The following is a 22,438-nucleotide window of genomic DNA, read 5'->3' as shown; positions in this document are numbered from 1 at the left end:
CCGTAGGCTCCGCCCATGAGCCGTGTCAACGATGTGGGCGGGCAGACCGGGTTCGGGGCGCTGGAGATCGAGGCGGACGAGCCGCCGTTCCACGCCGACTGGGAGGCGCGGGTCTTCGCGCTGAACTCCGCGCTGGTGCGCAACGGGGTCTACCGCCTCGACCAGTTCCGCGACGCCGTCGAGCGGATGGACCCGCAGCGCTATCTGGCGTCGTCGTACTACGAGCGCTGGCTGCTCGCGATCGAGACGCTGCTGGCCGAGCGGGGGCTGCCCGGTGCGGGCTGAGTTCCGGGCGGGGGAGCGGGTGCGGGTACGCGCCGGTGACCCCGCCGGGCACACCAGGGCGCCGCGCTATGTGCGCGGTCAGGTGGGACGGATCGTCGAGTGCCAGGGGAGCTGGGAACTCGCGGACGAGGTGGCGGCGGGCGTCGCCGCGCCGCGGGTGGAGCCCGTCTACACCGTGGCGTTCGCCGCGGGCGACCTGTGGGGCGAGGGCGGTCACGAGGTCACGGTCGACCTCTGGGAGTCGTACATCGAGCGGGCGGGGGAGGACGGGACATGAGCGGCGACCACACGAGTGTGCCGGTGGCGGCACGGGTGCGGCGGCTGGAGGAGCGGCTGATCGAGGCCGGGGCGGTCACCCAGGAGCAGCTGGACGCGGCCCTCGCCGCGATGCTGAAGGGGGCCTCGCCGCTCAACGGGGCGCGGATCGCGGCGCGGGCGTGGACCGATGACGGGTTCCGGGAGCGGCTGCTGGCCGACGCGAACGCGGCGCTGCCCGAGGTCGGGCTGTCGATGGCGGGCGGCATCCAGGAGCAGCGGCTCAAGGTCGTCGAGAACACCGCCACCACCCACCACGTCCTGGTGTGCACGCTGTGCTCCTGCTATCCGGTCGGGCTGCTGGGGCCGTCGCCGTCCTGGTACAAGAGCGAGGCCTACCGCTCGCGGGTGGTCCGTGAACCGCGGGCCGTGCTGGCCGAGTTCGGGCTGGAGCTGCCGGACGACACCGCGATCACGGTGTGGGACTCCAGCGCCGAGAGCCGCTACCTGGTCCTGCCGCGGCGGCCCCGGGGCACCGCGGGGTGGAGCGAGCCGGAGCTGGCCGCGCTCGTCACCCGCGAGGGGCTCATCGGTACCGCCGCGGTCTGACTCAGCGCCCCGTGCGCGCCGTGCCCGCCGCTCGGCAGCCGGGTGACCGGTCCGCGGCCCCCGGGCGCGGCCCCGTGGCAGGGCGCCGGGGCCGGTCGTAGGCTGACCGCATGTCGACCCATGCGAAGCGTGAACGGCTCCTTCTCGCCGACCTGTTGGAGAGCGCCGGCCCCGAGGCGCCGACGCTGTGCGAGAACTGGAGCGCGCGGGAACTGGCCGCGCATGTGGTGGTACGCGAACGGCGCGCCGACGCGGCCGGCGGGATCCTCGTCAAGCCGCTGGCCGGCCGGTTGCAGCGGGTGCAGGCGGAGTTCGCCGCCAAGCCGTACGAGGAGCTGATCCGGCTGATCAGGACGGGGCCGCCGCGGATGTCGCCGTTCGCCCTGAAGCAGCTCGACGAGGCGTCCAACACCGTCGAGTTCTACGTCCACACCGAGGACGTCCGGCGGGCGCAGCCGGACTGGGCCGCGCGGGAGCTGGACCCCGTCTTCGCGGACGCCCTGTGGTCCCGGCTCGAACGGATGGCGCGGGTGGTGGGCCGCAGGTCGCCGGTGGGCCTGGTGCTGCGGCGGCCGGACGGGCGCACCGCCGTCGCCCACCGCGGCACCCCGGTGGTCACCGCCGTCGGCGAGCCCGGTGAGCTGACGATGTTCGCGTTCGGCCGGCAGGAGGCCGCCGACGTGGCGCTGGACGGCGACAAGGAGGCGATCGACCGGCTGCTGGCGGCCGAACTCGGGCTCTGAGGGCCCCGGGCCCGGGCCACCCCCTAGGTCCGGAACACCACCACCAGGATCGTCACGCCCACCGCCACCGCCGCCGCACACACCGCCCCCAGCACCCGCGCGGCCACCCGCGCGGCGCGGTCCGGGTCCGGCGGCGGTGGCGGCGCGGACGGCTCCCTGTGAGGATGCATGCCAGCAGGATGCCGCACGGCACAATGGGACCCATGAGCAGCAGTCGCACCACCGCCCCCGGCTCCGCCCTCGACCCCGCCATCGCCGCCCGCCTCAAGCGCGGCGCCGACGGCCTGGTCCCCGCCATCGCCCAGCAGTACGACACCGGCGAGGTGCTGATGCTCGGCTGGATGGACGACGAGGCGCTGCACCGCACCCTGACCACCGGCCGCTGCACGTACTGGTCCCGCAGCCGCCGGGAGTACTGGGTCAAGGGCGACACCTCCGGGCACGTCCAGCACGTCAAGTCGGTGGCCCTGGACTGCGACGCCGACACCGTCCTGATCAAGGTCGATCAGGTCGGCGCCGCCTGCCACACCGGCGACCGCACCTGCTTCGACGCCGACGTCCTGGCCACCGAGACCCGCTCCGACCAGTAGGCTCCGCTGCCATGACCACGGGAACCACCGGCACCGCCACTCCGGACCTCGACACCTTCCGCACCCTCGCCAAGGACCGCCGGGTCATCCCCGTCACCCGGCGCCTCCTCGCGGACGGCGACACCCCGGTCGGCCTCTACCGCAAACTCGCCGCCGAGCGCCCCGGCACCTTCCTCCTGGAATCCGCCGAGAACGGCCGGACGTGGTCGCGGTACTCCTTCATCGGCGTCCGCAGCGCCGCCACCCTCACCACCCGCGACGGGCAGGCGCACTGGCTCGGCACCCCGCCGGTCGGCGTCCCCACCGACGGCGACCCGCTCCAGGCGCTGCGCGCCACCGTCGAGGCGCTGCACACCCCCCGCGACCTCATCGAGGGCGCCGGACTGCCGCCGTTCACCGGCGGCATGGTCGGCTACCTCGGCTACGACATCGTGCGCCGCCTGGAGAAGATCGGCGAGCAGACCACCGACGATCTGCGGCTGCCCGAGCTGACCATGCTGCTCACCTCCGACCTCGCCGTCCTGGACCACTGGAGCGGCACGGTCCTGCTGATCGCCAACGCGATCAACCACAACGACCTCGACACCGGCGTCGACGAGGCCTACGCGGACGCGGTCGCCCGGCTCGACACCATGGCCTACGACCTCTCCCGGCCCGCGCCCGCGAGCGCCGCCGCGCTGCCGCCGTCCGAGGTCCCGCCGTTCACCATGGAGTGGGGCGGCGCCTCCTACCAGGAGGCCGTCGAGGACATCAAGGAGCGCATCCGGGCCGGCGAGGCCTTCCAGGTCGTGCCCTCCCAGCGCTTCGAGACCCCCTGCACCGCGAGCGCCCTGGACGTCTACCGGGTGCTGCGGGCCACCAACCCCAGCCCGTACATGTACCTCTTCCGCTTCGAGGGCGGCGAGGGCGCCGAGCAGGGGGCCTTCGACGTCGTGGGCTCCAGCCCGGAGGCGCTGGTGACCGTCGTGGGCGGCCGGGCCACCGTCCACCCCATCGCCGGCACCCGCCCGCGCGGCGCCACGGTGCCCGAGGACCAGGCGCTGGCCGACGAGCTGCTGGCCGACCCCAAGGAGCGCGCCGAGCACCTGATGCTGGTCGACCTGGGCCGCAACGACCTGGGCCGGGTCTGCGAGCCGGGCAGCGTCGAGGTCGTCGACTTCATGTCCATCGAGCGCTACAGCCATGTGATGCACATCGTCTCCACGGTCACCGGCCAGGTCGCCGGGGACCGCACCGCCTTCGACGTGCTCACCGCCTGCTTCCCGGCCGGCACCCTCTCCGGGGCGCCCAAGCCGCGCGCCCTGCAGATCATCGAGGAGCTGGAGCCGACCCGGCGCGGGCTGTACGGCGGCTGCGTGGGCTACCTCGACTTCGCCGGCGACTCCGACACCGCCATCGCGATCCGCACCGCCCTGCTCCGCGACGGCACCGCCTACGTCCAGGCGGGCGCCGGGGTCGTCGCCGACTCCGACCCGGTGGCCGAGGACACCGAGTGCCGCAACAAGGCCGCGGCCGTGCTGCGCGCCGTGAACACCGCCAACCACCTGGGAAAGTGACCGGCCGCACGCCCCGTGACCACCCCGCGCACCGGGCCCGCCGGGCCGGTGCGCGATAGTGGTACGCGTGACTGCCGTACCCCAGCCCCGTACCGACGCCGCGCCCGCGGACGCGCCGGCCCCCGCACCGGCCGCGGCGGCCCGCGGCGCCCGGCGCAGCCTCGCCCTCGCCCTGCTGGCCGGCGCGGCCGGCGCGAGCCTGGCGCTGCTGTCCTCCGGCCGCGTCTGGGCCCGGGGCTCCGCGGAGCTGGCCCAGGGCGCCCTGCCGCGCAGCGTGACCGGCGCCGATGTGACCGGTGTGCCCGGCGCGCTGGCCGTCGTCGGCCTGGCCGCGCTGGTCGCCGTCTTCGCCGTGCGCCGGGCCGGCCGGATCGCGGTCGCCGCCCTGCTCACGCTCAGCGGCGCGGGCATCGCCACCGCCGCCGTGCTGGGCACCTCCGACACCTCCGCGCTCCGCGAGAAGGCCGCCACCGCGGTCGGTCTGACCGACGCCGGTGTGCATCACGTCACGCACACCGCCTGGCCGTGGGTGGCCGCGGCCGGCGGCGCGCTGCTGCTGCTCGCCGGGCTGCTGGCACTGGTCCACGGGCGCCACTGGCCCGCGATGTCGGGCCGCTACGAGCGCACCCCCGGCGGCGCCCGCGGCCCGCGCCGGGCCCCGGCCCCGCCGGACCTGGACCGCCCGGAGGAGATCTGGAAGTCCCTGGACCGCGGTGAGGACCCCACCCGGTAAAGGTGCCCCGCCCGGCATCGGTGACAATGGGCGATGAGGATCACCGCGCCCCGACCCCGGCGCGACAGAGCAACGAGGAGCATTCATGTCGAGCAGTGGCCACGGACACACCCCCGCCGCCTGGACGGGCGTCATCATCTCGTTCATCGGCTTCTGCGTCTCCGGAGCCTTCATCGTGCTGGGGAACGTGCCCGGCTTCTGGGCCGGCATCGTGCTGATCGGCCTCGGTGCCGTGGCCGGCGGCCTGATGCGGGCGGCCGGCATGGGCCAGGAGCCCCGCCGCTCCGCCAAGCCCGTCGCCGCCGCGCAGGCCCAGCCGCAGGAGGGCTGAGTCCCGCCCCCGTGGCGCCCGCCCGGCGCCACCCCGCAGCTCCTTTCGAAGGCGCCGCTTCCCGGCCCGTACGCACTCCGGTGCCGTACCCGCCGTCCGTACCCGCTCCGTACGGCGGCCGAGAAGCTGCGCCTTCGCGCGCGGCGCCGCACACTCGCCACGTGAGCGATCCCGCGGCGCGGCTCGCGCCCCCGGCCCCCCGGCAGCGTGCGCTGCCCCGCCGCCTCGCGGCGCCCCTGGGCGCCCTGGCCGCCGTCCTCGCGGCCTTCGCCTACGTCGGCGCCGTCGACCCCCACGAGCCCGGCCACTACCCGGTGTGCCCGCTGCTGCACCTGACCGGCCTGTACTGCCCGGCCTGCGGCGGACTGCGCAGCGCCCACGCCGTCGCGCACGGCGATCTCACCGCGGCCCTGGGCGCCAACGCCCTGGCGGTCGCCGGATACGCCGCCGCCGCGGTCTTCTGGATGCTGTGGCTGGGCCGCGCGGCGCGCGGCCGCCCGACGGCGGGGCCCCGGCCGCGGCCCGTCCACTGGGCGGCGCTGGCCGGGCTGCTGCTGGTCTTCACGCTCGTCCGCAATCTCCCCTTCGGCAGTGCGCTGGCCCCGTGAACCGCCGTCCGCGAGCCCCCAGGCGCCCTCCGTCCCCACGGTGAATGTCCAGGTCGTGGGACCGCGGTCGGCCGGATGCAGGACCTGCAGGCCATGGCGGATACCATCGAAGGACCGGATGGGGCGGCTCGTCCCACCAGGCCACTGTCCACCTCCCCCGCGCAAGAAGGAGGCCGCTCGCGTGAGTGTGCTCGACGAGATCATCGACGGGGTCCGTGCCGACCTCGCGGAGCGGCAGGCCCGCGTCACTCTCGACGAGCTCAAGGAGCGGGCCCGCAAGGCGCGCCCCGCGAAGGACGGCGTCGCGGCCCTCAAGGGCGACAGCGTGACGGTGATCTGCGAGGTCAAGCGCTCCAGCCCCTCCAAGGGCGCGCTCGCCGCGATCGCCGACCCGGCCGGCCTGGCCGCCGACTACGAGGCGGGCGGCGCGGCGGTCATCTCCGTCCTCACCGAGCAGCGCAGGTTCGGCGGTTCGCTGGCCGACCTGGAGGCGGTCCGCGCCAAGGTCGACATCCCCGTCCTGCGCAAGGACTTCATCGTCACCGCCTACCAGCTGTGGGAGGCCCGGGCCTACGGCGCCGACCTCGCGCTGCTGATCGTCTCCGCGCTGGAGCAGGAGGCCCTGGTCTCGCTGATCGAGCGGGCCGAGTCGATCGGGCTGACGCCGCTGGTCGAGGTGCACGACGAGGACGAGGTGGCCCGCGCGGTGGACGCCGGCGCCAGGATCATCGGCGTCAACGCCCGCAACCTGAAGACCCTGGAGGTCGACCGCGGCAACTTCGCCCGGGTCGCCCCCGAGATCCCCGACCACATCGTCAAGATCGCCGAGTCCGGTGTCCGCGGACCGCACGACCTGATCGCCTACGCCAACGACGGCGCGGACGCGGTGCTGGTCGGCGAGTCGCTGGTCACCGGCAAGGACCCGCGGACCGCGGTGGCCGACCTGGTCGCCGCCGGCTCCCACCCGGCGATCCGGCACGGCCGGTCCTGACCGCCCGCCGCCAGGACAGGACACCGACCCCGACATGACCGCCGCCCCCCGCCGCCCCGTGGCCAAGTGCTCCGCCCTGCCCTCGTGGCACCGCGGCTGCCGTGCGCCCGCGCGGCGGGTCCACGGGCGCCGGGTGCGGTACCACATCGGCTCCGAGCCGGGACAGATCAACGGCAGGCGATGGCGAGGGGGGCCCGCGCGCTGACGCGCCGGCCCCGTGCCGGCGCCGCGATGCCCCCCGGGGCCTCCGCGTCCGCACCGCCCGCGGTACCGGCCCGGCCGGCTCCGCGGCGGCGGCGAACCCGTTCAGCGCGCCGCCCTTCCGCCCTGCCCACTGCCCGATGAACCGGACTTCCGGGGTGCCCACCCCGGACGAGGAGTGCGACAGATGTCCTCCGAATTCTTCCTTCCCGACCCCGAGGGGCACGTCCCCAGCGCCGAGGGCTACTTCGGCGCCTTCGGCGGCACCTTCATCCCCGAGGCGCTGGTCGCCGCGGTCGACGAGGTCGCCGCCGAGTACGAGAAGGCCAAGGCGGACCCCGCCTTCGCCGCCGAACTCGACGACCTGATGGTCAACTACACCGGCCGCCCCAGCGCCCTCACCGAGGTGCCGCGGTTCGCCCGCGAGGCCGGCGGGGCCCGGATCTTCCTCAAGCGCGAGGACCTCAACCACACCGGCTCCCACAAGATCAACAACGTGCTGGGCCAGGCACTGCTCACCAAGCGGATGGGCAAGACCCGGGTCATCGCCGAGACCGGCGCCGGCCAGCACGGCGTCGCCACCGCCACCGCCTGCGCCCTCTTCGGCCTCGACTGCACCATCTACATGGGCGAGCTGGACACCGAGCGCCAGGCGCTCAACGTCGCCCGGATGCGGATGCTCGGCGCCGAGGTCATCGCCGTGAAGTCGGGCAGCCGCACCCTCAAGGACGCCATCAACGAGGCGTTCCGCGACTGGGTCGCCAACGTCGACCGCACCCACTACCTCTTCGGCACGGTCGCCGGCCCGCACCCCTTCCCGGCGATGGTCCGCGACTTCCACCGCGTCATCGGCGTCGAGGCCCGCCGCCAGCTCCTCGAACGCGCCGGGCGGCTGCCGGACGCGGCCGTGGCCTGTGTCGGCGGCGGCTCCAACGCCATCGGCCTCTTCCACGCCTTCCTCCCGGACGCCGGCGTCCGCCTCGTCGGGTGCGAGCCCGCCGGCCACGGCATCGAGACCGGCGAGCACGCGGCCACGCTGACCGCCGGCGAGCCCGGCATCCTGCACGGCTCGCGCAGCTACGTCCTCCAGGACGAGGAGGGCCAGATCACCGAGCCGTACTCCATCTCGGCCGGTCTGGACTACCCCGGCATCGGCCCCGAGCACGCCTACCTCAAGGACAGCGGCCGGGCCGAGTACCGCGCCGTCACCGACGACGACGCGATGCGGGCGCTGCGCCTGCTCTCCGAGACCGAGGGCATCATCCCGGCCATCGAGAGCGCCCACGCCCTCGCCGGGGCGCTGGAGCTCGGCAGGGAGCTCGGCAAGGACGGGCTGATCGTGGTCAACCTGTCCGGGCGGGGCGACAAGGACATGGACACCGCGGCCCGCTACTTCGGCCTGTACGACACCGACGCCGCCGTCGAGGCGGACACCGACGCCGCCGGCGCGGAGATCGAAGGGGACGCCAAGTGAGCGGAAACATCCAGCTGTTGAGCGACGCCCTCGCCGCCGCACAGGCCGAGGACCGGTCCGCGCTCATCGCCTACCTGCCCGCCGGGTTCCCGACCGTCGACGGCGGCATCGAGGCGGCCAAGGCCGTCTTCGACGGCGGCGCCGACATCGTGGAGATCGGGCTCCCGCACAGCGACCCGGTCCTCGACGGCCCGGTCATCCAGACCGCCGACGACATCGCCCTGCGCGGCGGCGTGAAGATCGCGGACGTGCTGCGCACCGTGCGCGAGGCGCACGCGGCCACCGGCAAGCCCGTGCTCGTCATGACGTACTGGAACCCGGTCGACCGCTACGGCGTCGAGCGCTTCGCCGCCGAGCTGGCCGAGGCGGGCGGCGCCGGCTGCATCCTGCCGGACCTGCCGGTCCAGGAGTCCGCGACCTGGCGGGAGCACGCCGCGAAGCACGGTCTGGCGACCGTCTTCGTCGTCGCGCCCAGCAGCAAGGACGCCCGGCTCGCCGAGATCACCGCGGCGGGGTCCGGTTTCGTCTACGCCGCCTCGCTGATGGGCGTCACCGGCACCCGCGCGTCGGTGGGCGCCGAGGCGCAGGACCTGGTCCGGCGCACCAAGGCGACGACCGGCCTGCCGGTCTGCGTCGGCCTCGGGGTCTCCAACGCCGAACAGGCCGCCGAGGTGGCCCGGTTCGCGGACGGCGTGATCGTCGGTTCCGCGTTCGTCAAGCGGCTGCTGGCCGCCGACGGCGACCTGGCGGCCGGCCTCGCCGGCGTCCGGGCCCTGGCGGGCGAGCTGGCCGAGGGCGTGCGCAAGCGTTCCTAGGGGCGGATCGCGCCGGACAGACGTCCACGTCGGCCCGGCCCGCTGTCCCTCGATAGGGCGAACATCGGTGCGGAGGGGTGCAGGGTCACCCCTCCGCTTCGTTGTCCAGGGGCGTGAGCCAGAAGAACCATGAGGGTAAGAGAACCGCCCGCGAGCGGCTTCAGGAACAGCGGGACAAGGAGAAGGCGCGCGCCCGGCACAGGCGGCAGGCGATCGTCGCCGGATCGGTGGTGGTGGTGCTGGCGATCGCCGGCGGCATCGCGGTCTGGGCGTCGTCGTCCTCCGGTGACGGCGGCGGCAAGAGCGACGGGGCGGTCGCCGTCCCGAAACAGGCGAGCGACGGCAAACGGCCCGCCGTCCCGGTGGGCGCGGCCGACGCCCCGTCCACCCTCACGGTGTGGGAGGACTTCCGCTGCCCCGCCTGCCAGCAGTTCGAGACCGGCTTCCGCCCCGTCGTCCACGAACTCGTCGACTCCGGCCAGCTGAAGAACGAGTACCACCTCGTCACGATCATCGACGGCAACTCCGGCGGCACCGGATCCCTGAACGCCGCCAACGCCGCCATGTGCGCGCAGAACGCGGGCAGGTTCCGTGAGTACCACGACGTCCTCTACACGAACCAGCCGCCCGAGCCGCAGGACAAGTTCGCGAACAAGCAGTACCTCCTCCAGCTGGCCGGCAAGGTCAAGGGTCTGGTGACCCCGGCCTTCACCACCTGCGTCAAGGACGGCACGTACGACCGCTTCGTGCAGAAGTCCAACGACGCCTTCGCCAAGTCCGGCTACCGCGGCACCCCCACCGTCCTGCTCAACGGCAAGGACCTCTCGCAGGAGAAGGGCGGCCGGTTCACCCCGGCGGACCTGAAGAAGATGGTGCAGGACGCCAACAAGGGCAAGCAGCCGGGCAAGAGCCTCCCGCCGCACCCGAGCACCTCGCCCCACCCGGGGAAGCAGGCCGGCCACCACCACCCCGCGTCCCACCGCCGGCACACCGGTGCGCCGGCGGCTCCGGGTGACCCGGGGGTCACGTCCCAGGAGCGGCGGCAGACCCACGACCGCACCACCGTCCCCCGGGAACCGCGGAGCGCGGAGGGCCTCGCGCCGTCGCCCTGACCGGCGGGGCGCACTGCCCGGTCCGGCGGCCGGACACGCAGCGTCATCGTCCGGCGGCGGGGTCGTTACGCAGCCGTAGCCGGGTGGGTTGTCGTCGACCCCGCCCGGCGCGGTAGCGTCGACCCTGCCATGGACCTCGCATTCATTCCCAGCCCGTCGACCGGAGTCGTCTATCTCGGCCCGGTCCCGCTGCGCGGCTACGCTTTCTGCATCATCATCGGCGTCTTCGTCGGTGTCTGGCTCGGCAACAAGCGCTGGGTGCAGCGCGGTGGCCGCTCCGGAACCGTCGCGGACATCGCCGTGTGGGCCGTGCCCTTCGGGCTGGTCGGCGGCCGCCTCTACCACGTCATCACGACGTACGAGCCGTACTTCGGCCCGAACGGCCACCCGCTCGACGCCTTCAAGGTGTGGCAGGGCGGCCTGGGGATCTGGGGTGCGGTCGCGCTCGGCGCGGTGGGCGCCTGGATCGGCTGCCGCCGGCGCGGCATCCCGCTCCCCGCGTACGCCGACGCGCTGGCGCCCGGCCTGGCCCTCGGCCAGGCGATCGGCCGCTGGGGCAACTGGTTCAACCAGGAGCTGTACGGCAAGCCGACCGATGTCCCGTGGGCGCTGAAGATCAGCTCCGACCCGGCCATCGGACGCATCGGCGGCACCTACCACCCGACGTTCCTCTACGAGTGCCTGTGGTGCATCGGCGTCGCCGCGCTGGTCATCTGGGCCGACAAGCGCTTCCGGCTCGGCCACGGGCGGGCGTTCGCGCTGTATGTCGCCGCGTACTGCGCGGGCCGCGCCTGGATCGAGTACATGCGCGTCGACGAGGCGCACCACATCCTGGGTCTGCGGCTGAACGTCTGGACCGCGCTGATCGTCTTCCTCCTGGCCGTCGCCTACTTCGTGATCTCGGCCAAGAAGGCGCCCGGCCGTGAGGCGGTCGTCGAGCCGGGAGCCCTGGAGGACGCCGAGGCCGCGAGCGCCGAGGGTGCCGAGGCCGACCGGGACGGTGACGGCGGCGGCAAGGTCTCCGTCGAGAAGGCGGCCCCGGCGACCGCGTCCGACGGCGGGTCCGCAGAGTCCGCGACCGACGAGTCAGGCGACGCCGAGGCCAAAGCCCCGGCGGAGAAGTCCCCCGAGGACACCGCCAAGCCCGCCGGCAGCGGCAGCACCAAGAAGTCCTAGGCCCGCAGCACAGTCCGGCAGCGCCGGGTGGACCCGAGACGGGTCCACCCGGCGCTGTGTTTCACAGTGCGCCCGCCGCGCGGAGGCCGTCGATCTCGGGGCCGGTCAGGCCGAAGGCGTGCAGGACCTCGTCGGTGTCCGCGCCGTGCGGGCGGCCCGCCCAGCGGATGGCGCCCGGCGTCTCGGAGAGCCGGAAGAGGACGTTCTGCATCCGGACGGTGCCCAGCTCGTCGTCCGGCACCTCGGTGATCGAGCCCAGCGCCTGGTACTGCGGATCCGTCATCACCTCGCGGATGTCGTAGATCGGGGCGACGGCCGCCTCGGCCTTCTCGAAGGCGGCCGTCACCTCGGCCCGGTCGTGCCGGGCGATCCAGTCGGCGACCGGCGCGTCCAGCTCATCGGCGTGCGCGGCCCGTCCCGCGCCGGTCGCGAACCAGGGCTCGGCGATCACCTCGGGCCGCCCCACCAGCCGCATCACCCGCTCGGCGACCGACTCCGCCGACGTGGAGACCGCCACCCACGAGCCGTCGGCGGTCCGGTAGATGTTGCGCGGTGCGACGTTCGCCGAGCGGTTGCCGGTCCGCGGCTGGACATGGCCGAGCTGGTCGTACCAGAGCGGCTGCGGGCCCAGGACGGTCAGCATCGGCTCGATGAGGGCCATGTCGATGACCTGGCCGCGGCCGGAGGCCGTCCGGGCGTGCAGCGCGGCCATCACGGCGTAGGAGGTGCCGAGCGCGGCGACGGCGTCGGCGAGGCCGAACGGCGGCAGGGTCGGCGGGCCGTCCGGCTCCCCGGTCATCGCCGCGAAGCCGCTCATCGCCTCCGCGAGCGTGCCGAACCCGGGGCGGCGGGCGTACGGGCCGAACTGGCCGAAGCCGGTGACCCGGGCCAGCACCAGCCGCGGGTTGACCGCGGACAGCTCCTCCCAGCCCAGGCCCCAGCGCTCCAGGGTGCCGGGCCGGAAGTTCTCGACGACGACGTCCGCCCGGGCGGCGAGCCGCAGCAGCACGTCCCGGCCGCCCGGGTGGGACAGGTCCAGCGTCATCGTCTTCTTGTTGCGGCCCAGCAGCTTCCACCACAGCCCGATGCCGTCCTTGGCGGGGCCGTGGCCGCGCGCGGGGTCGGGCCGCTGCGGATGCTCGATCTTGATCACCTCGGCGCCGTAGTCCCCCAGCAGGGTGGCGGCCAGCGGACCGGCGAACAGCGTGGCGAGATCGAGCACCCGCAGCCCGGCGAGCGGGCCGGCGGCGGGCGGCGGGGCGGTGCGGCCGCCCGCGGCGGGCCCGGCCACCCCGGACAGGGACGGGTCGGTCATGGTGCGGATGCCTCCGGTCGGTCGGGGGTGGGGGCGGCGGGCGCCGCGATGAGGGCCTGCGGGGCGGTGGGCGCCGGCCCGGGGGAGGCGGCCGCCGGGCCCGGCCGTGTACGGGCCGGGGCCGTGGCGGTCACCGTCCGCCCGTTTCCGCCATCGCGGGGATGGCCGAGATCGCGGTGAAGGCCTGCTCGTGGGTGCGGGCGCGGGACCGGTCGCGGGTGAAGATCTCCCGGGCGACGGTGGCCAGCGTGGTGCCGGGCGTCTGCAGATCGAGCCGGCTGGCGCGGGCGACCTCCTCGCTCCACTCGGCCGGCACCGCCGACGCCCCGCGCAGCGCGCCGACCAGCGCCCCGCTCATGGTGGCGATCGAGTCGCAGTCCCGTCCGTAGTTGACCGCGCCGAGCACCGTGCTGCGGAAGTCGCCGCCGCCGATCAGCAGCATGCCCAGTGCGACGGGGAGTTCCTCGACGGCGTGCAGGCGGGAGGGGCGGCGGGCGCCCAGCGAGGGGTTGCGGTAGTCCGGGCCCACGGTGTCGAAGGGGGCGACGGCCGCGCGCAGCGGCTCCAGCGCCGACTCGTGGTCGGTCAGCGACGACGCGGCCTCACAGACCGCCTCGATCGCGGCGCGGGTGCCGTCCTTGGCCAGCCGCAGCGCATGGACGACGACGGAGGACGGGGTGGCGTCCGGGATGAAGGCGGCGGCCACCGCCGCGGCGAACACCCCCGCGGCCTCCCGCCCGTACGAGGCCTGATGGGCCCCGGCGATGTCCAGCGCCTCGGCGTAGGCCCGGTCCGGGTTGCCGGCGTTGACCACGCCCACCGGGGTCATGTACATCGCCGCACCGCAGTTGACGATGTTGCCGACGCCCGCCTCCCGCGGGTCCGCGTGCCCGTAGTGCAGCCGCGCCACGATCCACTTCTCGGTGAGGAAGATCCGCTGCAGCGGCAGCGCCTCGGCCTCCAGCTCCGGGATCCAGCGCGGGGTGCCGATCAGGTCCGGCACCAGGTGGTCGGCGACGTCATACGCGTCGAGGTGATCGCGCACCGTCTCGTAGACCCGCACCAGCGCGTGCGTCATCAGGGTGTCGTCGGTGACGTGCCCGTCGCCCTTGTGGTACGGCGCGATCGGCCGGGCGGTGCGCCAGTCGTCGTGGAAGGGGCCGACGATGCCGGTGACCCGGCCGCCGTGCCGCTTGACGATCTCCTGCGGCGACCAGCCCTGCACGGGCCCGCCGAGCGCGTCCCCGACCGCCGCTCCGACCAGCGCACCGGTCGCCCGGTCCTCCAGGGTCGGCGGTCCCGCCGGCGGGACCGCCGGCGCCGGCGGCACCTCCGGAAGGACCGCCCGGACCGCGGCGGCGCCGAGGCCGGGGGCGTCCGGCGCGGCCGGGGTCTGCTCGCTTGCGTAGGTCATGTGCGGGTGGGTCCTTCCACGGTGGGGGAGGGGCGGGTGCGCCGCGGCGGCCCCGGTCGCGGGCGCCGCGGGGCGCCGTCCGGCGGCGCGCACGACCGGGGCCGCCGCGCTTCATCCGTGCCACGCGGCGGCCCGGCTCTCCTCTCCGGGGCGCCACGGTCACCCGGTCGACCGCCCCGGACGGCGTCGCGGCAACGGGCCCACGGCGGTCCCGAAGGGGGTGTGACCCGGATCTCACGGCCGAGCTCGGGGGAAAACCGCAGGTCAGAGCGGTAAGTTCGGCCTTCCTTGCTAGCGGCGGAGGGCAAGAGGCGCATAACTTCGAGGTGTTGGAGGGGGAAGTGCCGCCATCGGCCCACACCTCGCTGTAGGGAGTAGGTACCGATATGTCTGTCATGGAGATCATGGATGCCGCGGCGCCGACGCATGTGGCGCACCGTGACAACCACACCCACCGTGATGTGAACGGCGGCTGGCTGCGCCCCGCCGTCTTCGGCGCGATGGACGGACTGGTCTCCAACCTCGCCCTGATGACGGGGGTCGCCGGCGGCGCGCTGTCGCAGCAGACGATCATCATCACCGGCCTGGCGGGACTGGCCGCCGGCGCCTTCTCGATGGCCGCGGGGGAGTACACCTCGGTCGCCTCGCAGCGCGAGCTGGTCCAGGCCGAGCTGGCGGTCGAGCGGGCCGAGCTGCGCAAGCATCCGAAGGACGAGCTGGACGAGCTGGCGGCCCTCTACGCGTCGCGGGGCGTCGAGCCGGCGCTCGCCCGGAAGGTCGCCGAACAGCTTTCCTCGGACCCCGAGCAGGCGCTGGAAATCCATGCCCGCGAGGAATTGGGTATCGACCCCTCCGACCTTCCTTCTCCCGCCGTCGCCGCTATTTCCTCCTTCGGATCCTTTGCGCTGGGCGCGCTGCTGCCTGTTCTTCCCTATCTGCTGGGTGCGTCCGCGATCTGGCCCGCGCTGCTGCTCGCCCTGGTCGGACTGTTCGCCTGCGGGGCGGTCGTGGCCCGTGTGACGGCGCGCTCCTGGTGGTTCAGCGGACTGCGTCAGCTGGCTCTAGGTGGTGCCGCGGCGGGTGTGACGTACGCCCTGGGAGCCCTGTTCGGAACCGTCGTAGGGTGACGTGTCATGCGGGTGACCGCATAATTACCGCATTACCCAGCGGTTTCGAATCGATGACGACCGGGCATAAGGCCCAGGCGTCGCGGGCAATGTCGCTCGGCGAACGCCGCCCTGTGGGACGGCTCCAGATTCCGTCCGCGTCCTGACCCACCGCACCCGCGGTGTCCGCATGTTGGAAGCCTCTTTTCGCTTTTCGAGAAGCGGCTCATCCTGTAACCTGCACGAAATTTCGCGGAGGGCCAACGTCGTCCCTCGGCAATTCCTATGCCACGACGACGTTGGGAGAGCTTGATGCGCTTCGCGTCCACGCACTCCGCGACCACCAGCAGCGCCAGCGCCGCCGCCTGGTCGCCCATGGACGGCCGCCCCGCCCAGCAGGGCATGTACGACCCGCGCAACGAGCACGACGCCTGCGGCGTCGGCTTCGTGGCCACCCTCACCGGAGAGGCCAGCCACGCACTGGTCGAGCAGGCGCTCACCGTCCTGACGAATCTGGAGCACCGCGGTGCCACCGGCTCGGAGCCCGACTCGGGCGACGGCGCGGGCATCCTGCTCCAGGTGCCGGACGCGTTCCTCCGCGAAGAGGTCAGCTTCGAGCTTCCCGAGGCCGGCGCCTACGCCGTGGGCCTCGCCTTCCTGCCCTCCGATGCCCAGGAAGCGGCCGCCGCCGTCTCGCGCATCGAGACGATCGCCGCCGAGGAGGGCCTGGACGTCATCGGTTGGCGGGTGGTCCCGGTCGCCCCGCAGCTGCTGGGCAACGGCGCCCGCGCCACCATGCCCGCCTTCTCCCAGCTCTTCGTCGGCGACGGAACGAGCACCGGGCTGGCGCTGGACCGCAAGGCCTTCGCGCTGCGCAAGCGCGCCGAGCGGGAGGCCGGGGTCTACTTCCCCTCGCTGTCCGCCCGCACGATCGTCTACAAGGGCATGCTGACCACCGGCCAGCTGGAGCCCTTCTTCCCGGACCTGTCCGACCGCCGCTTCGCCACCGCCATCGCGCTGGTCCACTCGCGGTTCTCCACCAACACCTTCCCGAGCTGGCCGCTGGCCCACCCGTACCGCTTCGTCGCGCACAACGGCGAGATCAACACGGTCAAGGGCAACCGCAACTGGATGCGGGCCCGCGAGTCGCAGCTCGCCTCGAAGCTGTTCGGCAGCGGGTCCGACGAGAACCTGGAGCGGATCTTCCCGGTCTGCACCGCCGACGCCTCCGACTCCGCGTCCTTCGACGAGGTCCTGGAGCTGCTCCACCTCGGTGGCCGCTCGCTGCCGCACTCGGTGCTGATGATGGTCCCGGAGGCGTGGGAGAACTCCACCTCCATGGACCCGGCCCGGCGCGCCTTCTACCAGTACCACTCCACCATGATGGAGCCCTGGGACGGCCCGGCCTGCGTCACCTTCACCGACGGCACCCAGGTCGGCGCGGTCCTGGACCGCAACGGTCTGCGCCCCGGCCGCTACTGGGTCACCGACGACGGCCTGGTCGTGCTCTCCTCCGAGGTCGGCGTCCTGGACATCGACCCCGCCAAGGTCGTCCGCAAGGGCCGCCTGCAGCCCGGCCGGATGTTCCTCGTGGACACCGCCGAGCACCGCATCATCGAGGACGACGAGATCAAGGCGCAGCTCGCCGCCGAGCAGCCCTACCAGGAGTGGCTGGACTCGGGTCTGATCGAGCTGGCGGACCTGCCCGAGCGCGAGCACATCGTGCACACCCACGCCTCGGTCACCCGCCGCCAGCAGACCTTCGGCTACACCGAGGAAGAGCTGCGCGTCATCCTCGCCCCGATGGCCAAGGCCGGCGCCGAGCCCATCGGCTCGATGGGCACCGACTCGCCGATCGCCGCGCTCTCCGAGCGCCCCCGGCTGCTCTTCGACTACTTCACCCAGCTCTTCGCGCAGGTCACCAACCCGCCGCTGGACGCCATCCGCGAGGAGCTGGTCACCTCGCTGATCTCCTCCCTCGGCCCCCAGGGCAACCTCCTGGAGCCGACGGCGGCCTCCTGCCGCAGCGTGACCCTGCCGTTCCCGGTGATCGACAACGACGAGCTGGCCAAGCTCGTCCACATCAACGCCGACGGCGACATGCCCGGCATGAAGGCCGTGACCCTCTCCGGCCTCTACCGCGTCTCCGGCGGCGGCGAGTCGCTGGCCGCCCGGATCGAGCAGATCTGCGCCGAGGCCGACGCCGCCATCGACGACGGCGCCCGGCTGATCGTGCTCTCCGACCGCCACGCGGACGCCGAGCACGCGCCGATCCCGTCGCTGCTGCTGACCGCCGCGGTCCACCACCACCTCATCGGCACCAAGGAGCGCACCCAGGTCGGTCTGCTCGTCGAGGCCGGCGATGTGCGCGAGGTGCACCACGTCGCGCTGCTCATCGGCTTCGGTGCCGCGGCCGTCAACCCCTACCTGGCCATGGAGTCCGTCGAGGACCTCGTCCGCGCGGGCACCTTCCTGCCGGGCATCGAGGCCGAGGACGCCCTCAAGAACCTCATCAAGGCGCTCGGCAAGGGCGTCCTGAAGGTCATGTCCAAGATGGGCATCTCCACCGTCGCCTCCTACCGCGGCGCGCAGGTCTTCGAGGCCGTCGGCCTGGACGAGGAGTTCGTCGCCCGGTACTTCCACGGCACCGCGACCAAGATCGGCGGCGCCGGTCTGGACGTCATCGCCAAGGAGGTCGCGGCGCGGCACGCCAAGGCCTACCCGGCCTCCGGCATCGCCGCCACGCACCGCGCGCTGGAGATCGGCGGCGAGTACCAGTGGCGCCGCGAGGGTGAGCCGCACCTCTTCGACCCGGACACCGTCTTCCGGCTCCAGCACTCCACCCGCGCCCGGCGCTACGACATCTTCAAGAAGTACACCGAGCGGGTCAACGAGCAGTCCGAGCGGCTGATGACCCTGCGCGGCCTGTTCTCCTTCGCCTCCGAGCGCCCCTCGATCCCGATCGAGGAGGTCGAGCCGACGTCGGAGATCGTCAAGCGCTTCTCCACCGGTGCCATGTCGTACGGCTCCATCTCCCAGGAGGCGCACGAGACGCTGGCCATCGCCATGAACCAGCTGGGCGGCAAGTCCAACACCGGTGAGGGCGGCGAGGACCCCGAGCGGCTCTACGACCCGGCGCGCCGCTCGTCCATCAAGCAGGTCGCCTCCGGCCGCTTCGGTGTGACCTCCGAGTACCTGGTCAACTCCGACGACATCCAGATCAAGATGGCCCAGGGCGCCAAGCCCGGCGAGGGCGGTCAGCTGCCCGGCCACAAGGTCTACCCGTGGGTCGCCAAGACCCGGCACTCCACCCCGGGCGTCGGCCTGATCTCGCCGCCGCCGCACCACGACATCTACTCCATCGAGGACCTGGCTCAGCTGATCCACGACCTCAAGAACGCCAACCCGCAGGCCCGCATCCACGTGAAGCTGGTCTCCGAGGTCGGCGTCGGCACGGTCGCCGCGGGCGTCTCCAAGGCGCACGCGGACGTGGTCCTGATCTCCGGCCACGACGGCGGTACGGGTGCCTCCCCGCTGACCTCCCTCAAGCACGCGGGCGGTCCCTGGGAGCTGGGCCTGGCCGAGACCCAGCAGACGCTGCTGCTCAACGGCCTGCGCGACCGGATCGTGGTGCAGACCGACGGTCAGCTCAAGACCGGCCGCGATGTCGTCATCGCCGCCCTGCTGGGCGCCGAGGAGTTCGGCTTCGCCACCGCACCGCTGGTCGTCTCCGGCTGCATCATGATGCGGGTGTGCCACCTGGACACCTGCCCGGTCGGCATCGCCACCCAGAACCCGGCGCTGCGCGAGCGCTTCAGCGGCAAGGCCGAGTACATCGTCAACTTCTTCCAGTTCATCGCCGAAGAGGTTCGTGAGCTGCTGGCCGAGCTGGGCTTCCGCACCCTCGACGAGGCCATCGGCCACGCCGAGCTGCTGAACACCTCCCGCGCGGTGGACCACTGGAAGGCGCAGGGCCTGGACCTGGCCCCGCTGCTGCACGTCCCCGAGCTGGCCGAGGGCGCCGTGCGCCACCAGGTCATCGAGCAGGACCACGGCCTGGAGAAGGCGCTGGACAACGAGCTGATCAAGCTCGCCGCCGACGCCCTGTCCGCGGACAGCGCCGAGGCCGCCCAGCCGGTCCGCGCGCAGATCGCGATCCGCAACATCAACCGGACCGTCGGCACCATGCTCGGCCACGAGGTCACCAAGAAGTTCGGTGGCGCTGGCCTGCCCGACGACACCATCGACATCACCTTCACCGGCTCGGCCGGCCAGTCCTTCGGCGCGTTCCTGCCCCGCGGCGTCACGCTGCGGCTGGAGGGAGACGCCAACGACTACGTCGGCAAGGGCCTGTCGGGCGGCCGGGTCGTGGTCCGCCCGGACCGCGGTGCCGACCACCTCGCCGAGTTCTCCACCATCGCCGGCAACACCCTCGCCTACGGCGCCACCGGCGGCGAGCTGTACCTGCGCGGCCGGGTCGGCGAGCGCTTCTGCGTCCGCAACTCCGGTGCCACGGTGGTCTCCGAGGGCGTCGGCGACCACGGCTGCGAGTACATGACCGGCGGCAACGCGGTCGTGCTGGGCGAGACGGGCCGCAACTTCGCGGCCGGTATGTCCGGCGGCTTCGCCTACGTCATCGACCTCGACAAGGCCAACGTCAACAAGGAACTCGTGGGCGCGATCCACACGCTGGACGACGCCGACAAGCAGTGGCTGCACGACGTCGTGCGCCGCCACCAGGAGGAGACCGGCTCCACCGTCGCCGACAAGCTCCTCGCCGACTGGGATGCCGCGGCCGCGCGCTTCAGCAAGGTCATCCCGCCCACCTACCAGGCAGTGCTCGTCGCCAAGGACGCCGCTGAGCAGGCCGGACTCTCCGAGTCCGAGACCCACGAGAAGATGATGGAGGCGGCGACCAATGGCTGACCCCAAGGGCTTCCTGAACCACGAGCGCGAGATCGCCAAGACCCGCCCCGTCGAGGAGCGCGTCAAGGACTGGAACGAGGTCTACCAGCCCGGCTCCCTGCTGCCGATCATCAGCAAGCAGGCGTCGCGCTGCATGGACTGCGGCATCCCGTTCTGCCACAACGGCTGCCCGCTCGGAAACCTCATCCCCGAGTGGAACGACTACGCCTACCGCGAGGACTGGACCGAGGCCAGCGAGCGGCTGCACGCGACCAACAACTTCCCGGAGTTCACCGGTCGCCTGTGCCCCGCGCCCTGTGAGGCCGCCTGTGTGCTGGGCATCAACCAGCCGCCGGTGACCATCAAGAACGTCGAGGTCTCCATCATCGACCAGGCGTGGGACAACGGCGACGTCACCCCGCAGCCGCCCGAGCGCCTCTCCGGCAAGACCGTCGCCGTCATCGGCTCCGGTCCGGCCGGCCTGGCCGCCGCCCAGCAGCTGACCCGGGCCGGTCACACCGTCGCCGTCTACGAGCGCGCGGACCGGATCGGCGGCCTTCTCCGCTACGGCATCCCCGAGTTCAAGATGGAGAAGCGCCACATCAACCGCCGCATCGAGCAGATGCGCGCGGAGGGCACCAAGTTCCGTACCGAGGTGGAGATCGGCCGCGACCTCGACGCGAAGAAGCTGCGCAAGCGCTACGACGCCGTCGTCATCGCCGCCGGCGCCACCACCTCCCGCGACCTGCCGGTGCCCGGCCGCGAGCTGAACGGCATCCACTTCGCGATGGAGTACCTCCCGCTGGCCAACAAGGTGCAGGAGGGGGACCTGACGGTCGCCCCGATCAGCGCCGAGGGCAAGCACGTGGTCGTCATCGGCGGCGGCGACACCGGCGCGGACTGCGTCGGCACCGCCCACCGCCAGGGTGCGGCCTCGGTCACCCAGCTGGAGATCATGGGCAAGCCGGGCGACGAGCGCAACGCCCACCAGCCCTGGCCGACCTTCCCGATGCTCTACAAGGTCACCTCCGCGCACGAGGAGGGCGGCGAGCGGATCTACTCCGTCTCGACCACGCACTTCGAGGGCGACGAGGACGGCAACGTCCAGTGGCTGCACCTGACCGAGGTGGAGTTCAAGGACGGCCGGCCGGAGCCGAAGCCGGGCACCGAGCGGAAGATCCCGGCCCAGCTGGTCACCCTCGCCATGGGCTTCACCGGCACCGACCGGGACAACGGCCTGGTCGAGCAGTTCGGCCTGGAGCTCGACGAGCGCGGCAACATCGCCCGTGACGCGGACTTCGCCACCAACGTCCCCGGCGTGTACGTCGCAGGTGACGCCGGCCGCGGCCAGTCGCTGATCGTGTGGGCTATCGCCGAGGGCCGCTCCGCCGCCCGCGGGGTCGACCACTTCCTGACCGGAGTCAGCGCCCTGCCGGCTCCCATCAAGCCGACGGATCGCGCACTGGCCGTGTGACGACCGTCCCCTGATGTCCCGTACAACGGCGTGCGGCGGCATGGGGCCCGGGGGCTTCCCCCGGGCCACCCTCCGCGGCGCCTGCCCCCTCCCCCGACCGGAGGCAGGCGCCGCGTGCTGTGTACCGGGCCCCGGCGCCCGGTGGCGCCTACGGGCGGCCGCCGCGGGTGGCGGGGAAGCGCAGCCCCCGCTGCCGGGCCAGCTCCCGCGCCGGCGCCGGCACGGGCCGCGGCGGGGGAGTGGCCGACGGCCGGAAGTCGTGCACCGGCGGCTGCCAGGCCCCCGCAGAGGCCTCGCCCTCACCGAGCGGCAGCACCGCCCGCGGATCGACGTGCACCCGCAGCACCTGCGCCTCGACCTGCGTCCACGCCCCGTCGGTCACCGTCCGCTCGCCGACCCGGCGGGCCTCCAACTGCACCGGGCAGTGCGCGAGCCGGGGCGGCCGCACCAGCTCGGACCGCTCGGTCCAGGGCGCGTCCGCGGCGCACGGCATGCTGCTCGTCCCCTCCTGCGCCACGGTCCCGTCCGGCGGCAGATTGAAGACCACGTCCGGGCGTACCGCGAGATTCTGCGCCGTGCGGCCGCGGGACGGCAGCCAGACGCTGACGACCGGCCCGAGTTCCCACCGGATCCGCAGCTCGACCAGCACGAAGGTCCCGTCGTCGTTCTCCGTGGACAGCAGCGCCGGGGTGACCGAACTGCTCTTCTCCAGCGCGACGTTCATGGCGTCGAGGATAGAAGCCGG

The 22,438-nt window shown here is 73.3% G+C and carries 22 protein-coding genes; 18 read left to right on the top strand and 4 right to left on the bottom strand.

Annotated features, from left to right (window positions below):
* Nucleotides 1–15: 15 nt before the first annotated feature.
* The 4 genes from ACQP17_RS09610 to ACQP17_RS09595 all read left to right on the top strand — a co-directional run bounded on the left by ACQP17_RS09610 (nucleotide 16) and on the right by ACQP17_RS09595 (nucleotide 1,892).
* Nucleotides 16–285, top strand: a complete 270-nt coding sequence (locus tag ACQP17_RS09610) for an SH3-like domain-containing protein (protein WP_283781438.1) — start codon at nucleotides 16–18, stop codon at nucleotides 283–285.
* The gene (locus ACQP17_RS09605) at nucleotides 275–562 is read left to right on the top strand and encodes an SH3-like domain-containing protein (protein WP_433855881.1); all 288 of its coding nucleotides are present in this window, start codon (nucleotides 275–277) and stop codon (nucleotides 560–562) included. The genes ACQP17_RS09610 and ACQP17_RS09605 overlap by 11 nt, the downstream gene beginning before the upstream one ends.
* Nucleotides 559–1,149, top strand: a complete 591-nt coding sequence (locus ACQP17_RS09600; protein WP_433855880.1) for a nitrile hydratase subunit alpha — start codon at nucleotides 559–561, stop codon at nucleotides 1,147–1,149. Before ACQP17_RS09605 ends, ACQP17_RS09600 begins: the two co-directional genes overlap by 4 nt.
* 110 nt (nucleotides 1,150–1,259) lie before the next feature.
* Nucleotides 1,260–1,892, top strand: coding sequence for a TIGR03085 family metal-binding protein (locus ACQP17_RS09595; protein WP_433855879.1), 633 nt, complete (start codon nucleotides 1,260–1,262; stop codon nucleotides 1,890–1,892).
* Between the two features lie 23 nt (nucleotides 1,893–1,915).
* On the opposite strand, the gene ACQP17_RS09590 is transcribed toward ACQP17_RS09595, so the two are convergent.
* Complete coding sequence (locus tag ACQP17_RS09590) at nucleotides 1,916–2,062, bottom strand: hypothetical protein (RefSeq protein WP_364876983.1); 147 nt, start codon at nucleotides 2,060–2,062, stop codon at nucleotides 1,916–1,918.
* Nucleotides 2,063–2,095: 33 nt separating this feature from the next.
* On the opposite strand from ACQP17_RS09590, the gene hisI reads away from it, so the two are divergent.
* From hisI to lgt, 11 genes are all read left to right on the top strand, one after another.
* Nucleotides 2,096–2,482, top strand: a complete 387-nt coding sequence (gene hisI, locus ACQP17_RS09585) for a phosphoribosyl-AMP cyclohydrolase (protein ID WP_433855878.1) — start codon at nucleotides 2,096–2,098, stop codon at nucleotides 2,480–2,482.
* Between the two features lie 11 nt (nucleotides 2,483–2,493).
* Nucleotides 2,494–4,038, top strand: coding sequence for an anthranilate synthase component I (locus ACQP17_RS09580; protein ID WP_433855877.1), 1,545 nt, complete (start codon nucleotides 2,494–2,496; stop codon nucleotides 4,036–4,038).
* 67 nt (nucleotides 4,039–4,105) lie between these two features.
* A complete protein-coding gene (locus ACQP17_RS09575) occupies nucleotides 4,106–4,771 on the top strand; it encodes a TIGR02234 family membrane protein (protein ID WP_433855876.1) in 666 nt (221 codons plus the stop codon).
* An 85-nt stretch (nucleotides 4,772–4,856) separates the two neighbouring features.
* Nucleotides 4,857–5,102 (top strand): HGxxPAAW family protein, encoded by a 246-nt coding sequence (locus tag ACQP17_RS09570; protein ID WP_364876991.1) that lies wholly within the window; start codon nucleotides 4,857–4,859, stop codon nucleotides 5,100–5,102.
* Between the two features lie 161 nt (nucleotides 5,103–5,263).
* On the top strand, nucleotides 5,264–5,710 hold the full coding sequence (locus ACQP17_RS09565) for a DUF2752 domain-containing protein (protein WP_433855875.1): 447 nt from the start codon (nucleotides 5,264–5,266) through the stop codon (nucleotides 5,708–5,710).
* Nucleotides 5,711–5,891: 181 nt separating this feature from the next.
* Entirely contained in the window at nucleotides 5,892–6,701 is an 810-nt protein-coding gene (trpC, locus tag ACQP17_RS09560) for an indole-3-glycerol phosphate synthase TrpC (RefSeq protein ID WP_364876995.1), read from the top strand.
* A gap of 34 nt (nucleotides 6,702–6,735) precedes the next feature.
* Complete coding sequence (gene trpM / locus ACQP17_RS09555; RefSeq protein WP_372509023.1) at nucleotides 6,736–6,906, top strand: tryptophan biosynthesis modulator TrpM; 171 nt, start codon at nucleotides 6,736–6,738, stop codon at nucleotides 6,904–6,906.
* Nucleotides 6,907–7,089: 183 nt separating this feature from the next.
* Nucleotides 7,090–8,376: a tryptophan synthase subunit beta gene (gene trpB, locus ACQP17_RS09550; RefSeq protein ID WP_433855874.1), complete on the top strand. Its 1,287-nt coding sequence runs from the start codon at nucleotides 7,090–7,092 to the stop codon at nucleotides 8,374–8,376.
* Nucleotides 8,373–9,191 carry a tryptophan synthase subunit alpha gene (gene trpA / locus ACQP17_RS09545; protein ID WP_433855873.1) on the top strand — a complete coding sequence of 273 codons (819 nt, stop codon included), beginning with the start codon at nucleotides 8,373–8,375 and terminating at the stop codon, nucleotides 9,189–9,191. Before trpB ends, trpA begins: the two co-directional genes overlap by 4 nt.
* 113 nt (nucleotides 9,192–9,304) lie before the next feature.
* Nucleotides 9,305–10,303 carry a DsbA family protein gene (locus ACQP17_RS09540; protein WP_433855872.1) on the top strand — a complete coding sequence of 333 codons (999 nt, stop codon included), beginning with the start codon at nucleotides 9,305–9,307 and terminating at the stop codon, nucleotides 10,301–10,303.
* Nucleotides 10,304–10,432: 129 nt separating this feature from the next.
* A complete protein-coding gene (gene lgt, locus ACQP17_RS09535) occupies nucleotides 10,433–11,479 on the top strand; it encodes a prolipoprotein diacylglyceryl transferase (RefSeq protein ID WP_433855871.1) in 1,047 nt (348 codons plus the stop codon).
* Between the two features lie 61 nt (nucleotides 11,480–11,540).
* Here the strand turns inward: lgt and ACQP17_RS09530 are convergent, their stop codons facing one another.
* Nucleotides 11,541–12,794 (bottom strand): CaiB/BaiF CoA transferase family protein, encoded by a 1,254-nt coding sequence (locus ACQP17_RS09530; protein WP_433855870.1) that lies wholly within the window; start codon nucleotides 12,792–12,794, stop codon nucleotides 11,541–11,543.
* A gap of 130 nt (nucleotides 12,795–12,924) precedes the next feature.
* Nucleotides 12,925–14,208: an ADP-ribosylglycohydrolase family protein gene (locus ACQP17_RS09525; protein ID WP_433855869.1), complete on the bottom strand. Its 1,284-nt coding sequence runs from the start codon at nucleotides 14,206–14,208 to the stop codon at nucleotides 12,925–12,927.
* A 395-nt stretch (nucleotides 14,209–14,603) separates the two neighbouring features.
* On the opposite strand from ACQP17_RS09525, the gene ACQP17_RS09520 reads away from it, so the two are divergent.
* The 3 genes from ACQP17_RS09520 (at nucleotide 14,604) to ACQP17_RS09510 (ending at nucleotide 21,693) form a co-directional block, all read left to right on the top strand.
* A complete protein-coding gene (locus ACQP17_RS09520) occupies nucleotides 14,604–15,335 on the top strand; it encodes a VIT1/CCC1 transporter family protein (RefSeq protein ID WP_364877269.1) in 732 nt (243 codons plus the stop codon).
* A gap of 291 nt (nucleotides 15,336–15,626) precedes the next feature.
* Nucleotides 15,627–20,240, top strand: coding sequence for a glutamate synthase large subunit (gene gltB / locus ACQP17_RS09515; protein WP_433855868.1), 4,614 nt, complete (start codon nucleotides 15,627–15,629; stop codon nucleotides 20,238–20,240).
* On the top strand, nucleotides 20,233–21,693 hold the full coding sequence (locus tag ACQP17_RS09510; protein WP_433855867.1) for a glutamate synthase subunit beta: 1,461 nt from the start codon (nucleotides 20,233–20,235) through the stop codon (nucleotides 21,691–21,693). Before gltB ends, ACQP17_RS09510 begins: the two co-directional genes overlap by 8 nt.
* Nucleotides 21,694–21,841: 148 nt before the next feature.
* On the opposite strand, the gene ACQP17_RS09505 is transcribed toward ACQP17_RS09510, so the two are convergent.
* Entirely contained in the window at nucleotides 21,842–22,417 is a 576-nt protein-coding gene (locus tag ACQP17_RS09505; protein ID WP_433855866.1) for a hypothetical protein, read from the bottom strand.
* Between the last annotated feature and the right edge of the window lie 21 nt (nucleotides 22,418–22,438).

Source organism: Streptomyces kronopolitis, from assembly GCF_050953795.1.
Lineage (GTDB): Bacteria > Actinomycetota > Actinomycetes > Streptomycetales > Streptomycetaceae > Streptomyces > Streptomyces kronopolitis_A.
This window is presented reverse-complemented; position numbering and strand designations above follow the sequence as displayed.

Excerpts from the sequence above, each read along its gene's own strand:
- ACQP17_RS09600 (WP_433855880.1), top strand. The coding sequence starts at position 559 with ATGAGCGGCGACCACACGAGTGTGCCGGTGGCGGCACGGGTGCGGCGG.
- lgt (WP_433855871.1), top strand. The coding sequence starts at position 10,433 with ATGGACCTCGCATTCATTCCCAGCCCGTCGACCGGAGTCGTCTATCTC.
- ACQP17_RS09530 (WP_433855870.1), bottom strand. The coding sequence starts at position 12,794 with ATGACCGACCCGTCCCTGTCCGGGGTGGCCGGGCCCGCCGCGGGCGGC.
- ACQP17_RS09505 (WP_433855866.1), bottom strand. The coding sequence starts at position 22,417 with ATGAACGTCGCGCTGGAGAAGAGCAGTTCGGTCACCCCGGCGCTGCTG.
- trpB (WP_433855874.1), top strand. The coding sequence starts at position 7,090 with ATGTCCTCCGAATTCTTCCTTCCCGACCCCGAGGGGCACGTCCCCAGC.
- ACQP17_RS09570 (WP_364876991.1), top strand. The coding sequence starts at position 4,857 with ATGTCGAGCAGTGGCCACGGACACACCCCCGCCGCCTGGACGGGCGTC.
- ACQP17_RS09525 (WP_433855869.1), bottom strand. The coding sequence starts at position 14,208 with ATGACCTACGCAAGCGAGCAGACCCCGGCCGCGCCGGACGCCCCCGGC.
- trpM (WP_372509023.1), top strand. The coding sequence starts at position 6,736 with ATGACCGCCGCCCCCCGCCGCCCCGTGGCCAAGTGCTCCGCCCTGCCC.
- gltB (WP_433855868.1), top strand. The coding sequence starts at position 15,627 with ATGCGCTTCGCGTCCACGCACTCCGCGACCACCAGCAGCGCCAGCGCC.
- ACQP17_RS09595 (WP_433855879.1), top strand. The coding sequence starts at position 1,260 with ATGTCGACCCATGCGAAGCGTGAACGGCTCCTTCTCGCCGACCTGTTG.
- hisI (WP_433855878.1), top strand. The coding sequence starts at position 2,096 with ATGAGCAGCAGTCGCACCACCGCCCCCGGCTCCGCCCTCGACCCCGCC.
- ACQP17_RS09580 (WP_433855877.1), top strand. The coding sequence starts at position 2,494 with ATGACCACGGGAACCACCGGCACCGCCACTCCGGACCTCGACACCTTC.
- ACQP17_RS09520 (WP_364877269.1), top strand. The coding sequence starts at position 14,604 with ATGGAGATCATGGATGCCGCGGCGCCGACGCATGTGGCGCACCGTGAC.
- ACQP17_RS09610 (WP_283781438.1), top strand. The coding sequence starts at position 16 with ATGAGCCGTGTCAACGATGTGGGCGGGCAGACCGGGTTCGGGGCGCTG.
- ACQP17_RS09590 (WP_364876983.1), bottom strand. The coding sequence starts at position 2,062 with ATGCATCCTCACAGGGAGCCGTCCGCGCCGCCACCGCCGCCGGACCCG.
- ACQP17_RS09510 (WP_433855867.1), top strand. The coding sequence starts at position 20,233 with ATGGCTGACCCCAAGGGCTTCCTGAACCACGAGCGCGAGATCGCCAAG.